Origin of the sequence: Mesorhizobium sp. M6A.T.Cr.TU.016.01.1.1 (assembly GCF_003952585.1) — a bacterium.
GTDB lineage: Bacteria > Pseudomonadota > Alphaproteobacteria > Rhizobiales > Rhizobiaceae > Mesorhizobium > Mesorhizobium mediterraneum.
In genome coordinates, this window is sequence record NZ_CP034452.1 from 1299704 (window position 1) to 1316287 (window position 16584).

Consider the following 16584-nt stretch of genomic DNA (forward strand, 5'->3'; position numbering starts at 1 on the left):
AGCTTAGCCCCGGACGGTCTCGCCGGCCTTCTCGCCCAGATGCGCCTTGAGCGCCATTTGGGCCAGACTTGCCTGCCGGTCACGATGCGTGATCATCGCGAAATCGCGCTTCGGCAGATCGATCGGCACGGACCGCAAGCTGCCTTCGGCGACCGCGCGGGCGACGACGAGCTCCGAAATGATGGTGGCGCCGGCGCCGGCCTCGACCGCTTGGCGGACCGCCTCGTTGCTCGGCAGCACCAGGAATATCCTGAGGTCCGCGAACGAGATCCCTTCGCGGCGGGCAAGATCTTCCAGCACCTCGCGGGTGCCCGATCCGCCTTCCCTGATGATCCACCGGAGCTCCCTGATATCGGGATGCCCTTGCGAGACTTCAGCGATCTCGGGATGAGAGTGCGCCACGACCAGCATCAGGCGATCCACATCGACCTTGGCGCGCCGCAATATGTCGGAATCAGTGCGCCCCTCTACCAGGCCAAAATCCGCCGTGCCGTCCAAGACATTGGTCTCGACCTGTCTGGTGTTGCCGATGGTCACGCTCAGCCTGACGGCGGGATAGGCCTCGTGGAAAGTGGCCAGCCGGCGCGGCAGCCAGTAGCTGGCGATAGTCTGGCTGGCGGCGATCGAAAGACTGCCGGTAATTGTCTGCGAGACGTGCTCCAGCACATTGTGGGCGGCAGCCGCCCGTTCGAGCACGGCCTTGGCTTCGGGCAGGAACCTGCGCCCGGTCTGCGCAAGCTCGATGTTGCGGCCGACCCGGTTGAACAGCTGGACGCCGTGCTGCTGCTCGAGTGAGCGGATGGCGGCCGACGCCGCCGACTGGGAAATGCCCAGCAGCTCGGCGGCCTTTGTCATGTGCCCCCGTTCGGCGACAGCAACGAAGATCCGCAATTGGTCCAGGGTCATGAGAAAATTAAGAAACAAATTCGATTGGAATTACAAGAGCAACTTGTTAGACGGATCGATCATTTTGTTCTAAGTTTTTGGACGAAATTGGAAAAATATCGCGGCCAACCCGCAAAGGGCAGAAAGTGATCGGGCGATTCAAATCCCTGTTTGCCCATTGGACGCGCGGCCTCCGGCGGCGGCTCACCGGCGACAGCTATCATCCGGAAGAGCATTACATGCGCGGCCCCGGGCCAAAAACGCGAGCCAAACACTCGGACCGCAAAAGTAGATCATGACGAACGGACCGCCGCGCGGCGCCAATTCCGCACCGTCGCAACGGCCGCTTGCCGACACGCGCGCGCCCGACGAAGGCGATGGCGTCGACACTTCGCCTGATGTCTCCGACAGCATCGCCAAGACCACTTGCTATATGTGCGCCTGCCGCTGCGGCATCGACGTCCACATCAAGGGCGGCAAGGTCCGCTACATCAACGGCAACAAGGACCATCCCGTTAACCGCGGCGTGTTGTGCGGCAAGGGCAGCGCCGGCATCATGCAGCACTACAGTCCGGCCCGGTTGAAGAAGCCATTGCTGCGTACAGGTCCGCGTGGCTCGGGAGAGTTTCGCGAGATCGAGTGGGAGGAAGCGTTCTCGATCGCGACGGAACGGCTTTCGAAAATCCGCCGGACCGATCCGAAGAAACTCGCCTTCTTCACCGGGCGCGACCAGTCGCAATCCTTGACCGGCTGGTGGGCGAGCCAGTTCGGCACGCCGAATTTCGCCGCCCATGGCGGATTCTGCTCGGTCAATATGGCGGCCGGCGGGCTCTATACGATCGGCGGCTCGTTCTGGGAGTTTGGCGAGCCCGATTGGGACAACACCAGATACTTCATGCTGTTCGGCGTTGCCGAAGACCATGATTCCAATCCGATCAAGATCGGCCTCGGCAAGCTCAAAGCGCGCGGCGCCAAGGTGGTTTCGATCAATCCGTGCCGCACCGGCTACAACGCCATCGCCGATGACTGGATCGGCATTCGGCCCGGCACCGACGGCCTGTTCGTGTTTGCCCTCATCCACGAACTGCTGAAGGCTGGCCGTGTCGATCTCGATTATTTGCTGCGTTACACCAACGCCCATGTCCTCCTCATCCAGGAGCCGGGTGCTGCCGATGACGGGCTTTTCGCGCGCGACAGCGACGGCGATCCGCTGGCTTGGGACAGGGTAGCGAAGACGCCCGTCAACGCCACAGATGCCGATGCAAAGCCGGCGCTGACCGGCAACTTCACGATCGACGGCCGCCGCTGCGTGCCGGTCTTCCAGCTCATCGCCGACCGCTATCTGCACGAGAGCTATTCTCCCAATGCGGTTACCGAACGCTGCGGCGTTTCAGGCGACACCATTCGTCGGATCGCCGCCGAACTGGCGCATGTCGCCTTCGAGCAAGCAATCGAACTGCCGGTGGCGTGGACCGACTGGGCCGGCCGCCGGCACGAGACGATCAAGGGCCGGCCGGTGTCGATGCATGCGATGCGCGGCATCTCGGCCCATTCGAACGGGTTTCACACCTGCCGCGCCATCCACCTGCTCCAAGTGCTTCTCGGCACGGTGGACGTTCCGGGCGGGTTTCGCTTCAAGCCGCCCTATCCCCGGTCGGCGCCGCCGGGGCCGAAGCCGGCGGGCAAGGACGTCAGGCCGATGACGCCGCTTGAAGGCATGCCGCTCGGCTTCGTCTGCGGACCGGACGATCTGCTGGTCGATGACGCAGGCACGCCTGTTCGTATCGACAAGGCCTATTCTTGGGATGCACCGCTTGCCGCGCACGGCCTTATGCACACGGTCATCCGCAATGCCTGGGCCGGAGATCCCTACAAGATCGACACGCTGATGATGTATATGTCCAACATGGCCTGGAACTCGTCAATGAACACCGTCGAGACGATGGCGATGCTGACCGACAGCGACGAGGCCGGAAACTACAAGATCCCCTTCATCATCTATTCCGACGCCTATTATTCCGAGACCGTGCCGTTCGCCGATCTCGTGCTTCCCGACACCACGTATCTCGAAAGGCATGACTGCATCAGCCTGCTCGACCGGCCAATCAGCCATGCCGACGGGCCGGGTGACGCCATCCGCCATCCCGTCGTCGAGCCAGACCGCGACGTCCGCCCGTTCCAGACGGTGCTGATCGAGCTCGGCGCGCGGCTTGGCCTGCCCGGCTTCGTCGATGACGACGGCTCGGCCAAATACCGCGATTACGCCGATTACATCGTCAATCACCAGCGCACGCCGGGCATCGGCCCGCTCGCCGGCTGGCGCGGCAAGGACGGAACCTTGACCGGCAAGGGCGAGGCCAATCCCGACCAGCTGCAGCGCTACATCGACAATGGCGGCTTCTGGCACCATGATTTTGCGGACGACCAGCGCTACTACAAGATGGCCAACCGCTCCTATCTCGACTTCGCCGAGAACATGGGCTTCATCCCGAAAGCCGAGCCGATCGTCTTCCAGCTCTATTCGGAGCCGATCCAGCGGTTTCGCCTCGCCGCGCGCGGCCATGGGCGGGTGCTGCCGCCGGAGACGGAGCGCAGCCGCATCGAGACCTATATGGACCCGCTGCCCTTCTGGTACGCGCCCTTCGAGGAAGCGGCTGTCGACACGCAGATCTATCCGCTGCATGCGCTGACGCAGCGGCCAATGCACATGTATCATTCCTGGGGCTCGCAGAACGCTTGGCTCAGGCAGATCACCAGCCAGAACCGGCTGTTCGTGCACAACCGAACTGCCGCCGGCCTCGGCCTTGTCGACGACGACTGGGTTTGGATCGAGAGCATCAACGGCAAGGTCAAGGGACAGATCAAGCTGGTCGACGGCGTCAACGCGGATACGGTCTGGACCTGGAACGCGATCGGCAAGCGGCGCGGCAGCTGGGGGCTGAAGGACGACGCCGCTGAATCCAATCGTGGCTTCCTGCTCAACCATATCATCGGCGACCAGACTTCTGCCGATGCCAATGGCAGGCGCTATTCGAATTCCGATCCAGTGACCGGCCAGGCGGCTTGGTTCGACCTGCGCGTCCGCATCGTCAAATGCGCGGCCGAGGAAGCCGGCTTCACCGAGCCGCAGTTCGAGCGGTTCCAGCAACCGCCGCATTTCGAACCCTCGCCCGACAAGCTAAGTTTCGGCGCCGAGTTTCGCCGGGAAAGAGAAGCTTCCAGATCATGACCTGCCTTCCCGCCCAAACCGACAAGAAGCTCGGCCTCGTCATCGATCTCGACACCTGTGTCGGCTGTCAGGCCTGCGTCACCGCCTGCAAGGAATGGAACACCGGCGGCCACATGGCGCCGCTGACCGACATCGATCCTTATGGCGGTGAAGCCGACGGGGTCTGGTTCAACCGCGTGCACAGCTATGAACACATGACGGAGATGGGCGGCCGCACGGTCAACTTCCCACGCTCCTGCCTGCATTGTGAGACACCGGCCTGCGTCACCGTCTGCCCGACCGGCGCCTCCTACAAACGGGCCTCGGACGGCATCGTGCTGGTCGACGAGGACAAGTGCATCGGCTGCAAATTGTGCAGCTGGGCCTGCCCCTATGGCGCGCGCGAATTCGACACAGATGTCGGCGTGATGAAGAAATGTACGCTGTGTGTCGACCGCATCTATAACGACAATCTGGCTGAAGAAGACCGAGTGCCGGCCTGCGTAGCCGCCTGCCCAACCAGCGCGCGGCACTTCGGCGATCTCGGCGACCCGGCGTCGGCGATCTCGCTATTGGTGGCCGAACGCGGCGGCGTCGACCTGATGCCCGAACTCGGCTATCACCCGACCAACAAATATTTGCCGCCGCGCGCCCCTACCACACGCGCCGCATCGGTGCCGGCGCCGGCGCTCGAACCGGTGCGGGCTGAAGGCGGTTTCCTCGGCTGGGTCGACCGAATGCTTTCGAACTGACCAGCGCCTCCATGCATCCAGCCTTCTCCGTCGTCTTTTTCACCACCGCCACGGGCGCCGGTTACGGCCTGCTCGCGCTGCTTGGCGTGCTGGCCGGACTGGGGCTTGTCCCGCCTGACTTCTGGCTCGGCCTCATCGGCATGGGGCTGGCGCTCGGCCTGATCTCGGCCGGCCTGCTGTCGTCGGCCGGCCATCTCGGCCGGCCCGAACGCGCCTGGCGGGCATTTTCGCAATGGCGCAGCTCATGGCTGTCGCGCGAAGGCGTCGCGTCGGTCGCGACCTTCGTGCCGGCGGGACTGTTCGCCATCGGCTGGGTGGTCCTCGGTCGCACAAACGGCTGGGTGGCCGTCGCCGGGCTGCTGGCTGCCGTCGGCGCAGTCGTCACCGTCTGTACCACCGGCATGATCTATGCGTCGCTGAAGCCTATCGCCCAATGGCACAGCCGCTTCACTCTGCCCGGCTATCTGATCTTTTCGGCGATGAGCGGCAGCGTACTGCTCAACGCGCTGCTGCAGGGTTTCGCCATCGGCTCGACCATCGCTCTGGCAGGTTGCGTGCTGCTGACCGTGCTCGGCTGGGGCTGGAAGCTGGCAACCTGGCGATACAATGACGGGCTGGAAATCCCGACCAATGCCAACACCGCGACCGGACTTGCCGGCGGCACGGTGCGGTCGCTGGAATGGCCGCACACCGAGGAAAATTACCTGCTCAAGGAGATGGGCTTTCGTATAGCGCGCAAACACAAGGTGCGGCTGCGCCAGATCGCGCAAGCGCTGGCCTTCGCTCTGCCAGCCTTGCTGCTGATTGCCGCGTTCGCCTTGCCGTGGCCCTATGCGGCGGTGCTGTCGGCGCTCGCCGCAATCGCTCAATTCGCCGGCATGCTGGTCGAACGCTGGCTGTTTTTCGCCGAGGCGAAGCACACCGTCACCTTGTACTACGGCCGGTAGCGGTCTCAGCCGGGCCTCAGCATTGAGCGGGAAATCGCGAAGATGCGCTCCGTGCCGAGCATATAGGCCATCAGCGTTTCGCGGCGGAACAGCCCGGCATAGGCGCGGTCGAGCACATTGAGCGAGCCGGTATAGGCGCCGAAGGCCGGCATGATCATGCGGCCGCCATCGCCGGCAAAGCAGCGCCGCCGCACCGAGCGGCCGCGCTGCACGATGCGGGCGCACGGATGCAGATGGCCGGCGATCTCGCCTTCCACTCTCACTGCCGAAGGTTCATGCCGGAACAGCAGAGAGCCTATGGCCAGCTCGCGCACCGTCTCGCCGGGCAAGTCGGCCGGCGCGTCCGGGTCATGGTTGCCGGCAACCCAGAACCAGTCGCGGCCGGCCATCAGTCCTTCCAGCCGCTCGCGAAAGCTTGAGTGCATGCGCGACGCGCCGCCGCCATCATGAAAGCTGTCGCCGAGGCTGATGACGATCGCCGGCTGGTAGTCTGATATCACCGCCTGCAGCCGCAACAACGTCGCACCGGTATCATAAGGCGGGATCAACGTACCGCGCCGTGCTAGCGACGATCCCTTTTCCAGATGCAGATCCGACACCGCCAGCAATTTCAGCTCGGGAAAGTAGAGCACGCCGCGCCGATCGCAGATCGCGCGCTCGCCGGCGATGCCGATAAAATCGGCATCCGCCAGGGGTGCAGGCATGGCCAGCGCGCGCGTCATTTCGTCCCCATGGCTTCCTCGACCAGCGTTGCCGCATCCATCAGCAGTGTATCATCGGCCTCGCCATGCACCGGCATCTTGCCGATCTCGAGCATGATCGGCACGGCGAGCGGCGAGATCTGTTCGAGGTTCTTATGCACGATTCGTCCCTGGATGCGCGAGAGCATCTCGGCAAGTCTGCTGACATCCAGCAGACCGGTGGCCGCATCGGCACGCGTCGCCTGCAGCAGGATGTGGTCCGGCTCATGGCTGCGCAGAACGTCGTAAATGAGGTCGGTCGACACAGTGACCTGGCGGCCGCTTTTCTCCTGGCCCGGATGGCGTTTTTCGATCAGCCCCGAGATCAGCGCGCAGTTGCGGAAGGTGCGCTTCAAGAGCCAGCTGCCGGCCAGCCAGGCTTCGAGATCGTCGCCCAGCATGTCTTGGTCGAAAAGTTCACTGAGCGAAGGCTTCTTCGCCCGGAACATCCTGCCCATATCGGCCAGCGACCATATGGCAAGTGCATAGTCGGTGGCGACGAAGCCGAGCGGCCTGGCGCCCGCCCTGTCGAGACGGCGGGTGAGCAGCATGCCGAGCGTCTGGTGCGCCAGCCTGCCCTCGAACGGATAGGCCACCAGGTAGTGCCGGTTGCCGCGCGGAAAGGTCTCGATCAGCAGGTCATCGCGTTTCGGCAGTACCGATTTGTCGGCCTGGAAACGTAGCCAGTCGGCCACCTGTTCCGGCAGCTTCTTCCAGCGCTGCGGGTCATCCAGCATGATGCGGACCTGCTCAGCGAGGTAGGTCGAAAGCGGGAATTTGCCGCCGCCATAATATGGCACCTTGGCGTCGCTGCCGGGTGCATTCGATACGAAGCACTCATTCTCGCGGATGCCCTCGAAGCGCAGTACTTTGCCGGCAAACATGAACGTGTCGCCATGCGTCAGCGTTTCAAGGAACGCCTCCTCGATCTTGCCGAGGACGCGACCGCCGCGCGAGGCAGAGCCCTTGCTGCCGGCCTTGATATAACGCACGTTGAGCGCCGGCACCTCGATGATGGTGCCGACATTCAACCGATACTGCTGAGCAACCCGAGGATTGGACACGCGCCACAGCCCGTCCTTGTTCAGGCGGATACGGGCGTAGCGCTCATAGTTCTTCAGCGCATAGCCGCCGGTGGCGACGAAATCGATGACGCGGTCGAATGTCGGCCGATCGAGTTCGGCATAGGGCGCGGCTGCTCTTACCTCCTCAAAAAGCGCATTGGCATGGAATGGCGCACCGCAGGCGCAACCAAGCACATGCTGCGCCAGCACGTCGAGCCCGCCGTTGACCAGCGGCGGCGTGTCCTGGGCGCCGAGATAATTGGCGTCGAGCGCCGCCCGGCATTCCAGCACCTCAAAGCGGTTGGCCGGAATCAGGATCGCCTTGGACGGCTCATCCATGCGGTGATTGGCGCGGCCGATGCGCTGCGCCAGCCGGCTCGCACCCTTCGGTGCGCCGACATGGACGACCAGGTCGACATCGCCCCAGTCGATGCCGAGGTCGAGCGTCGAAGTGGCGACGATGGCGCGCAAGGCATTCTCGCCCATGGCTTTTTCGACGCGCCGGCGCTGGGCGACATCGAGCGAGCCGTGATGCAGGGCGATCGGTAATGTGTCTTCATTGACCCGCCACAACTCCTGGAACAGCAGCTCGGCCTGGCTGCGTGTGTTGACAAACAGCAGGGTCGTCTTGTGTCGCTTGATCTCGCTATAGATCTCCGGCGTTGCGTAGCGGGCCGAATGTCCGGCCCACGGCACACGCTCCTCCGAGTCGAGAATGGAGATCTCGGGCTTGGCGCCGCCCGTCACGACGATCAACTCAGCCATGCCGCCGGGTGGGTTCTGGCTGACCAGCCAGCGCCGCAATTCATCGGGCTCGGCCACCGTCGCGGACAGGCCGATCGTCTGCAAGCCCGGAACAAAGGATCGCAGCCGGGCCAGACCGAGCGACAGGAGATGCCCGCGTTTTGACGTCACCAGCGAATGCAGTTCGTCGAGCACGACATAATGCAGGTCCTCGAAGAAGCGCCTGGCGTCGGGCGCCGCGATCAGCAACGCCAGTTGCTCGGGCGTGGTCAGGAGAATGTCGGGTGGCGCCAGCTTCTGCCGCTGGCGCTTGTGGGCGGGCGTGTCGCCGGTGCGTGTCTCGATCGTGATAGGCAGACCGATTTCTTCGACCGGCTTGCCGAGATTGCGCTCGATGTCGACGGCCAGCGCCTTCAGCGGCGAGATGTAGAGCGTGTGGATGCCGCGACGCGCCTGCCCCGGTTTCTTCCTTGGCCGACCTGCCAACTCGGTCAGCGACGGCAGGAACCCTGCCAGCGTCTTGCCGGCGCCGGTCGGTGCGATCAGCAGCACCGACTGCCCGGCTTGGGCAGTCGCCAGCAATTCGATCTGATGGGCACGCGGCGACCAGCCCTTTTGCGAAAACCATCTGAGGAATGGCTCGGGCAAGTGCACGGCGGCATTCTGTTCGGCAAGGCGCGGCTGCTCTGTCACGCGCCAGAGGTAGCGCGGCGGCGCGCAATCGCCAAGAAGAATCGGAACAAAAGGTGATCGAGCGCCTCTCCACCTTCTCCCCGTGTGGGAGAAGGTGGATTGCCGCGAAGCGGCAAGACGGATGAGGGGTGTTCCAGCTTGGCGCCAACTTACCCCTCACCCGGATTGCCAACCGATTTGTGAAGGACAAATCGGGGCAATCCGACCTCTCCCACAGGGGGAGAGGTAAGGGATGCCCCTAAGGCCGCCGAAACCCCGTCGGGCCGCCATAGAGATAGCCGATGCGGGCGACGGCTTCTCTGAACCCTTCACGCGAGACCAGCATGGTGTGGCCGTTGGCATGGATCATCGTTTCTGGGTCGGTCATAACAGCGACATGGCCTTTCCAAAACACCAGGTCGCCGCGCCGCAACCCGGCAGAATCCCGGGCCGGGTCGAGCGGCTCACCGATGGTCGCCGCCTGCATGTCGGTGTCGCGCAGCACTTGCCTGCCGGCCATGTGCATCGCCAGTTGCACGAGGCCGGAACAATCGATGCCGAAGCCGGAGGCGCCGCCCCACAGATAGGGTGTGCCGAGAAAGGTTTCCGCGACCGCGACATAGTCGGCAGCTGGTTTGTTCAAGGGCCGCAAATGGCCCGATATGACCGCCTCGCCGGATGGCAGCAGCGCATAGTGCGTACCGCGTGTTTCAGCCGCGCCCGTCACCGTTACCGCCGATCCCATCGAGAGCTGTCCGTTCGACGGAAACCGCAAATCCGGTCCGGGATAAAGGAAGGTGCGCGGCACCGAGACGACATGGGTGGGCGTATGGCCTCGCGCCCCCAGCACGGTGTCGGCGACATAGCCGACATAGCCATCGCGCTCGGCCTGGATCCAGGCCCAGCCCTCAACGTCCTCGAAGACGAGGACGTCGTCGCCGAACAGAAGCTGCGTGTCGACTCCGGCATCCGGGCGCGGCGCCTTGCGGATATCGGCCACTGAAGCTGATATACGCGCTGGCCGTCCGGCGACGAAGCGATCGGCGGCGACCTCGCCTTTCAGCCTGACATCAGCGAGATCGGAACGGAAGGCGTGGAGGCGGGCATCCCTGGCGGTCAAATCGGCAACTCGTTCAAATCGGCAACTCGGTCAGATGGGCAATTCCTGGGCTCTGGCGATGATAACATCGCCGAAGCGCTCGACAAAGAGAGCACCTTCGACAGTGCGCTTGACCAGCACGTTGCGCTTGTCGAGCTCGTCGCGATGGCGCGAAACCAGCTTCAGCGCGCCCATTGTGTCGAGCGCGCGGGTAATCACCGGCTTGGTGACATTGAGCCGGGCAGCGAGCCCGCGCACCGTGTGCGGCGGCGGGTCGAGATAGATGGTGAACAGGATCGCCGTCTGGCGCATGGTAAGGTCCGGCGTATCGTCGCGCACCTGGGACAGCATCACCTGCTGCCACAGTCGCAAGGCCTGGCTCGGGCGCATGGAAATCGACATCCGGCCAACATGACGGCAAATTGTTTCGGTTCCGTTTCAGTCTCGAGAATTTCCTGTCGGACAGCAACCGTCAGGCGTAGCGTTTCGAGATGACCCTTTCCAGCGCCCGGATGCCTTGCGCCTCACCGCCGGCGAGACCGTACGGACGATCGGACGGGTTCCAGGCGAAGATGTCGAAATGCGCCCAGCCGGCGCTCTTCTCGACGAAGCGCTTCAGGAACAGCGCCGCCGTGATCGAGCCGGCGAACCCGTCAGACGTGACGTTGTTGATGTCGGCGATCTTCGACGACAGCTTTGCGTCATAGGGCTTCCACAGCGGCATGCGCCATAGCGGATCCTCGACCGCGGCGGAAGCCGCCGCCAGTTCGGACGCCAGCGCTTCATCGCCAGTGTAGAAGGGCGGAAGGTCGGGACCGAGCGCGACGCGAGCAGCCCCCGTCAGGGTCGCCATGTCGATCAGCAGTTGCGGCTCGTCGTCGTCGGCCAGCGCCAAGGCATCCGCCAGCACCAGCCGTCCCTCGGCATCGGTGTTGCCGACCTCGACGGTGATGCCCTTGCGGCTCGCCAGCACGTCGCCGGGCCGGAAGGCGTTGCCGGCGATCGAATTCTCGACCGCCGGGATCAGCACACGCAGCCGGATCTTCAGGCCAGCGGCCATGATCATGGAGGCAAGGCCCAATACGTTGGCGGCGCCACCCATGTCCTTCTTCATCAAGAGCATGCCCGAGGAGGGCTTGATGTCGAGACCGCCCGTGTCGAAGCAGACGCCCTTGCCGACCAGCGTCACCTTCGGGGCGTTCTTCGGCCCCCAAATCATGTCGATCAGGCGCGGCGCGCCGACCGATGCGCGGCCGACCGCATGGATCATCGGGAAATTCTTCTTGAGCAGATCGTCGCCCTTGGTCACCGACACTTCGGCCTTGTGCTTTTTGGCCAAGGTCCGGACAGCCGCCTCCAAATCGTCCGGCCCCATATCGCTGGTCGGCGTATTGACCAGATCGCGCGTCAGGAAAACGCCATCGGCGATACGACGAACATAAGCCGCTTCAGCGCCGGACGGCAGCGAAAAACGCAGCGCCTTGCCGGGCTTCTTGCCGTAGCGGGTGAAGACATAACCACTGAGAACCAGCGCTATTGCCGCAAGGTCCGGCTCGGCCAATGTGGAGACGAAATGCCAGTCGCCCTCCGGCAAGGCTCGCGCCAACGCGCCGAGGGCAAGCGCGCTTTCACCATCGCCGAGGCCGAACAGGGCTCCGGCCAGCGCGCCGTTTTCGCTGGGCACGGCCAGTGTCCTGCCTGCCTCACCGGAAAAGCCGTTGGCCCTGGCCCAGGCGATCGTGGATGGCGGAAGACCTGCCGCATCCAGCCTATCCTTCGCCACCAGATGGACCGGCAGCGCGGTCTTCAGTTTTCTCTCGACGAGTTCGACAGGCATTCGATGGTCTCCGGCGTTCGAGTCGGCGCTTCTTAACTGTCCGTTAGGGTTAACAGAATATTTCTGCGGGAGGGAAGATGGCCACGTAATGGCCACGTCTATGAATGGAGGCCTGGTGCAGATGCCGACCAACCGCAAGATGAACGCCACGGGAAAGCGGCTGATCACCACGGCGTTTATGATGGCGCTTGCGGCCAGCGTCGCCGGCTGCGGAACCAGCAAGTTGACGACCGGTTCCATCTCGCGCTCCAGCGGCAAACCACTGGAAACCATGTCGGCCAGCGAGTTGCACAATGCGACAGCAGCGCTCGGTCAGTCCTACGCCAAAAACCCCAACGACAAGCGGATCGCGACGAATTACGCGGCGGCGCTGCAAATGGATGGCGACGCCGACCAGTCGCTCGCCGTGATGCGCAAGCTGGCGATCGCCTTGCCGAAAGACCGCGACGTGCTTGCCGCCTATGGCAAGGCGCTCGCCGCCAACGGCCAGTTCGAGCCGGCGCTCGAGGCCGTGCGCCGCGCGCAGACGCCGGAATATCCGGACTGGAAACTGGTGTCGGCGGAAGCCGCGATTCTCGACCAGCTTGGCCAGAGAGACGAGGCGCGCCAGGATTATCGCAAGGCGCTGGACCTCAAGCCGAACGAACCTTCGATCCTTTCAAATCTCGGCATGTCCTATGTGCTGGAAGGTGACCTGCGCACGGCCGAAACCTATATGCGCTCGGCCGCCCAGCAGCCGAACGCCGACAGCCGCGTCCGCCAGAACCTGGCGTTGGTCGTCGGCCTGCAGGGTCGTTTCGACGAAGCCGAGAAAATCGCTTCGCAGGAGCTCTCGGCCGAACAGGCGCAAGCGAACGTGGCTTACCTTCGCCAGATGCTCGCCCAGCAGAACGCCTGGAGCCAGCTCAAGGACCAGGACAAGGCGAAGCCTGCCACCAACTGACCGCGCCGGCTTTGCCGGCCAGTCCCTCAACTCGTCGACATGCCGGAAATTCCAAAGCCGCGGTGCATCAGCACCGCGGATTTTGCGTGTATTGTCGCCTTGGCGAGGCTATTGGCCGCTGGATGTCGACGGGGCGCCGAAGATGCCGCGCTGGCTCACCTGGATGCCTGCAGGACCCAGAATGATGGCGAACAGCACCGGCAGGAAGAACAGGATCATCGGCACGGTGAGCTTCGGTGGCAAGGCCGCGGCCTTCTTCTCGGCGGCGTTCATGCGCATGTCGCGGCTTTCACTGGCAAGCACGCGCAGCGCATGCGCCACCGGCGTGCCGTAGCGCTCAGCCTGGACCAGCGCCTGCGACACCGACTTGACCGATTCCAGGCCGGTGCGACTTGCAAGGTTCTCGTAAGCCTGCTTGCGTTCCTGCAAGTAGGAAAGTTCGGCATTGGTCAGGATGAACTCTTCGGCAAGCGCCACCGATTGCGCGCCGATCTCGTCCGCGACCTTGCGAAACGCCGCCTCAACCGACATGCCTGATTCGACGCAGATCAGCATCAGATCGAGCGCGTCCGGCCACGCCATTTGGATCGACTGCTTGCGCTTAGTGGCGCGGTTGTTGACGTAAAGCACCGGCGCGTAAAAACCCGCATAGGCGACGACGACGCAGACAAACAGTTTGATGAGAGGCGGCTGCTCCGGCAATCCTCCGAGCACGAACAGATACATCGCGGCCAGCGCAAAGCCGATAAAGGGCAGGACCAGACGGAAGAAAAGGAAACGCGTCAGCGGATTCTGCCCGCGAAAGCCAGCCACCTTGAGTTTCTGCAACGTGCCTTCATCGGCAAGGGCGCGTCTCAGGTCCAGCCGGTCGACAATATTTCGCATGCCGATCGACTGTTGCTCGCGCAGGCCCTTACGGCGGCGATCGGCCTCGACGGCAAGCCGCGCACGCTGCTTGGCGCGCAATTCGTCGCGCTCCAGCGCTACGGATTTCATGCGCGCCTTGAGCTGGTTTCCACCAAAAGCAGGCAGCAGCGTGAAGACGGTCGCAAACACCGCGATGCCGACCAGCAAGGCAATCAGGAATGCCGGGTCGGTAAGGGTCTTGACGACAGTTTCGGTCATGCGCTCGAAATCCTAAACTTCGAAGTTCATCATCTTGCGCATCACCAGGATGCCGATAGACATCCAGACCGCCGAGCAACCGAGGATCAGATTGCCGGCGCTGGTGGTAAACAGAGGCATGATATAGTTCGGGCTTGTCAGGTAGACGAGAAAGGCGACGACGAAAGGCAACGCGCCGATGATCACGGCGGACGCCTTCGCTTCCATGGACAGCGCCTGGACCTTGGCCTTCATTTTCTTGCGGTCGCGAAGCACGCGCGAAAGATTGCCAAGCGCCTCCGAAAGATTGCCGCCGGCCTGGGACTGGATCTGGATGACGATGCCGAAGAAGCTCGCTTCCGTGCACGGCATTGTTTCGGCCATACGCAGGCTGGCGTCGGGGATCGACAGGCCCATCTGCTGCGAATCGACGATGCGGCGGAACTCGGTCTTGACCGGTTCGGGAGATTCGTTGGCGATCAGGCGGACGGCGTCGTTCAGCGGCAGGCCGGATTTGACCGCACGCACGATGATGTCGAGCGCATTCGGAAATTCGTTGAGGAACGCCTTGACCCGGCGCGCGCGGCAAAACGAGACGAACCAGCGTGGCAGTCCGAGAGTGCCGACCAGCAGCGCACCCGGCAAGACAAGCAGTGGCGCGCCGATGAAATACGCAAGAAACGTCAGGACGGCGCCGCAAACGGCCGAGTAGAGATAGAAGCGCTCGAGCGAGACCTTCATGCCCGCCTGACGGATCTGGGCCTTCAGTGGCGGCTTCTTGACGATGCTCTGGTTGGTTTTCTGCTTCTGCTCAAGATCCTTCAGCGAATCCTGGACCGATTTGCGACGCTTGGCCGCTTCCGCCACGCGATCGCGCGAGGCCTTGACGACGTCACGATCCGTCTCGGCAGTCTTGATCGTTTCAAGCCGCCTGCCGACTTGCTTCTCGGTGCTAATCCGATTGAACAGAAAAGCATAGGCGACCGCGCCGGCGCTGAAGCCGGCGAGCACGATGAATGCCAATACGGTGCCGTCAATTCCGAACATCGATCCTGGCCCCTACGCCTCCGAATGCTTCAGTCAGCGCGTTTCTCCATCGCCTCGAGCGCATTGGCGAGGCGCTGTTCCTCGCCATAGTAGCGGGCGCGCTCCCAGAAATGCGGACGACCGATGCCTGTCGACACGTGCTCGCCCAGCAGCCTGCCGTTCGCATCCTCGCCTTTGATGTTGTAGAGGACGATGTCCTGCGTGATGATGACATCGCCCTCCATTCCGATCACCTCGGTGATGTGGGTGATACGCCGCGATCCGTCGCGCAGGCGAGCGGCCTGGATGATCACGTCCACGGAACCGACCACGATTTCACGCACGGTCTTCTGCGGCAGCGTGTAGCCGCCCATCGCGATCATCGATTCGATACGGTTCAGGCATTCGCGCGGGCTGTTCGAGTGGATCGTGCCCATCGAGCCGTCATGACCGGTGTTCATCGCCTGCAGAAGATCGAACACTTCGGGTCCGCGCACTTCGCCAACGATGATACGCTCGGGACGCATGCGCAGGCAGTTCTTGACCAGGTCGCGCATGGTCACCTCGCCCTCGCCCTCGAGGTTGGGCGGGCGGGTTTCCAGACGCACGACATGCGGCTGCTGCAATTGCAGCTCGGCCGAGTCCTCGCAGGTGATGACGCGTTCCTCGCGGTCGATATAGTTGGTCAGGCAGTTGAGCAGCGTCGTCTTGCCCGAGCCGGTGCCGCCCGAAATGACGATGTTGCAGCGGACGCGGCCGATGATCTTGAGAATCTCGGCGCCATGCGGCGAAATGGCACCGAACTTGACCAGCTGATCGAGCGTCAGCTTGTCCTTCTTGAACTTGCGGATAGTGAGAGCGGTGCCGTCGATGGCGAGCGGCGGCGCGATGACGTTGACGCGGGAACCATCGGGAAGGCGTGCGTCGCAGATCGGGCTCGATTCATCGACGCGGCGGCCAACCTGGCTGACGATGCGCTGACAGATGTTGAGAAGCTGCTGGTTGTCGCGGAAACGAATTCCGGTCTGCTCGACCTTCCCGTTGACCTCGATGTAGACGTCCTTGGAACCATTGACCATGATATCGGCGATGTCGTCGCGGGCGAGCAATGGCTCCAGCGGCCCGTAACCCAGGACGTCATTGCAGATGTCGTCGAGCAGTTCTTCCTGTTCGGCGATCGACATCGCAAAATTCTTGATCGCGATGATGTCGTTGACGATGTCGCGGATTTCTTCGCGCGCGCTTTCGGGATCGAGCTTGGCGAGCTGCGACAGGTCGATCGTGTCGATGAGCGCGGAGAAGACCTGGCTCTTGGTGTCGTAGTAGGCTTCGCTCTTCTCGCGCTGGATCCTTTTTGGCTCCGGTGCCAGTGGCGGCGCCTCGACAGCGCGGCGCGCGAGCGGGGCCGCGGACGTGCCAAGCAACGGCGGCGCGGGTTTGGCAAGAACCGACGTTTCCGCAGGGTTTGCCGCCGCCGGCGCGGCGGGCGCAGGTGCCGGCTGACGGAATTCCGGGGTGAACCGGCTGCCGTCGTCGCTACCTCTTTTACCAAACATGATCGAC

Annotated in this window: 13 protein-coding genes; 4 read left to right on the plus strand and 9 right to left on the minus strand. The window is 63.4% G+C overall.

What is annotated here, in order from left to right; all coding sequences use genetic code 11:
• Window positions 1-3: 3 nt before the first annotated feature.
• Entirely contained in the window at window positions 4-906 is a 903-nt protein-coding gene (locus EJ075_RS05985; protein ID WP_095487953.1) for a LysR substrate-binding domain-containing protein, read from the minus strand.
• Between the two features lie 274 nt (window positions 907-1180).
• Between EJ075_RS05985 and EJ075_RS05995 the strand changes: the two genes are divergently transcribed.
• From EJ075_RS05995 to EJ075_RS06005, 3 genes are read left to right on the plus strand one after another with little or no spacing between them, the layout of a single operon-like run.
• On the plus strand, window positions 1181-4114 hold the full coding sequence (locus EJ075_RS05995; RefSeq protein WP_126103719.1) for a molybdopterin oxidoreductase family protein: 2934 nt from the start codon (window positions 1181-1183) through the stop codon (window positions 4112-4114).
• On the plus strand, window positions 4111-4845 hold the full coding sequence (locus EJ075_RS06000; RefSeq protein ID WP_126103720.1) for a 4Fe-4S dicluster domain-containing protein: 735 nt from the start codon (window positions 4111-4113) through the stop codon (window positions 4843-4845). The genes EJ075_RS05995 and EJ075_RS06000 overlap by 4 nt, the downstream gene beginning before the upstream one ends.
• Before the next feature lie 11 nt (window positions 4846-4856).
• The gene (locus EJ075_RS06005) at window positions 4857-5792 is read left to right on the plus strand and encodes a DmsC/YnfH family molybdoenzyme membrane anchor subunit (protein WP_126103721.1); all 936 of its coding nucleotides are present in this window, start codon (window positions 4857-4859) and stop codon (window positions 5790-5792) included.
• Window positions 5793-5797: 5 nt separating this feature from the next.
• Here the strand turns inward: EJ075_RS06005 and pdeM are convergent, their stop codons facing one another.
• From pdeM to EJ075_RS06030, 5 genes are all read right to left on the minus strand, one after another.
• Window positions 5798-6514, minus strand: a complete 717-nt coding sequence (pdeM, locus tag EJ075_RS06010; RefSeq protein WP_126103722.1) for a ligase-associated DNA damage response endonuclease PdeM — start codon at window positions 6512-6514, stop codon at window positions 5798-5800.
• Window positions 6511-9033, minus strand: coding sequence for a ligase-associated DNA damage response DEXH box helicase (locus EJ075_RS06015; protein WP_126103723.1), 2523 nt, complete (start codon window positions 9031-9033; stop codon window positions 6511-6513). The genes pdeM and EJ075_RS06015 overlap by 4 nt, the downstream gene beginning before the upstream one ends.
• Before the next feature lie 238 nt (window positions 9034-9271).
• Window positions 9272-10132, minus strand: a complete 861-nt coding sequence (locus EJ075_RS06020; RefSeq protein WP_126103724.1) for an NlpC/P60 family protein — start codon at window positions 10130-10132, stop codon at window positions 9272-9274.
• 30 nt (window positions 10133-10162) lie between these two features.
• Window positions 10163-10513, minus strand: a complete 351-nt coding sequence (locus EJ075_RS06025; protein WP_095487941.1) for a MarR family winged helix-turn-helix transcriptional regulator — start codon at window positions 10511-10513, stop codon at window positions 10163-10165.
• 70 nt (window positions 10514-10583) lie between these two features.
• A complete protein-coding gene (locus tag EJ075_RS06030; protein WP_126103725.1) occupies window positions 10584-11948 on the minus strand; it encodes a leucyl aminopeptidase family protein in 1365 nt (454 codons plus the stop codon).
• 121 nt (window positions 11949-12069) lie between these two features.
• Between EJ075_RS06030 and EJ075_RS06035 the strand changes: the two genes are divergently transcribed.
• Window positions 12070-12891 (plus strand): tetratricopeptide repeat protein, encoded by an 822-nt coding sequence (locus EJ075_RS06035; RefSeq protein WP_126107251.1) that lies wholly within the window; start codon window positions 12070-12072, stop codon window positions 12889-12891.
• Window positions 12892-12999: 108 nt separating this feature from the next.
• Here the strand turns inward: EJ075_RS06035 and EJ075_RS06040 are convergent, their stop codons facing one another.
• The 3 genes from EJ075_RS06040 to EJ075_RS06050 are packed head-to-tail and all read right to left on the minus strand — an operon-like array spanning window position 13000 to window position 16577.
• Window positions 13000-14016: a type II secretion system F family protein gene (locus EJ075_RS06040; protein ID WP_126103726.1), complete on the minus strand. Its 1017-nt coding sequence runs from the start codon at window positions 14014-14016 to the stop codon at window positions 13000-13002.
• 12 nt (window positions 14017-14028) lie between these two features.
• Window positions 14029-15042, minus strand: a complete 1014-nt coding sequence (locus EJ075_RS06045; protein WP_126103727.1) for a type II secretion system F family protein — start codon at window positions 15040-15042, stop codon at window positions 14029-14031.
• Window positions 15043-15071: 29 nt separating this feature from the next.
• Window positions 15072-16577 carry a CpaF family protein gene (locus EJ075_RS06050; protein ID WP_126103728.1) on the minus strand — a complete coding sequence of 502 codons (1506 nt, stop codon included), beginning with the start codon at window positions 16575-16577 and terminating at the stop codon, window positions 15072-15074.
• Between the last annotated feature and the right edge of the window lie 7 nt (window positions 16578-16584).

Bases quoted from the DNA above. Each gene is read 5' to 3' on its own strand.
- EJ075_RS06005 (WP_126103721.1), top strand. From the start codon at position 4,857: ATGCATCCAGCCTTCTCCGTCGTCTTTTTCACCACCGCCACGGGCGCC.
- EJ075_RS06045 (WP_126103727.1), bottom strand. From the start codon at position 15,042: ATGTTCGGAATTGACGGCACCGTATTGGCATTCATCGTGCTCGCCGGC.
- EJ075_RS06035 (WP_126107251.1), top strand. From the start codon at position 12,070: ATGCCGACCAACCGCAAGATGAACGCCACGGGAAAGCGGCTGATCACC.
- EJ075_RS05985 (WP_095487953.1), bottom strand. From the start codon at position 906: ATGACCCTGGACCAATTGCGGATCTTCGTTGCTGTCGCCGAACGGGGG.
- EJ075_RS06030 (WP_126103725.1), bottom strand. From the start codon at position 11,948: ATGCCTGTCGAACTCGTCGAGAGAAAACTGAAGACCGCGCTGCCGGTC.
- EJ075_RS05995 (WP_126103719.1), top strand. From the start codon at position 1,181: ATGACGAACGGACCGCCGCGCGGCGCCAATTCCGCACCGTCGCAACGG.
- EJ075_RS06040 (WP_126103726.1), bottom strand. From the start codon at position 14,016: ATGACCGAAACTGTCGTCAAGACCCTTACCGACCCGGCATTCCTGATT.
- EJ075_RS06050 (WP_126103728.1), bottom strand. From the start codon at position 16,577: ATGTTTGGTAAAAGAGGTAGCGACGACGGCAGCCGGTTCACCCCGGAA.
- pdeM (WP_126103722.1), bottom strand. From the start codon at position 6,514: ATGACGCGCGCGCTGGCCATGCCTGCACCCCTGGCGGATGCCGATTTT.
- EJ075_RS06025 (WP_095487941.1), bottom strand. From the start codon at position 10,513: ATGTCGATTTCCATGCGCCCGAGCCAGGCCTTGCGACTGTGGCAGCAG.
- EJ075_RS06000 (WP_126103720.1), top strand. From the start codon at position 4,111: ATGACCTGCCTTCCCGCCCAAACCGACAAGAAGCTCGGCCTCGTCATC.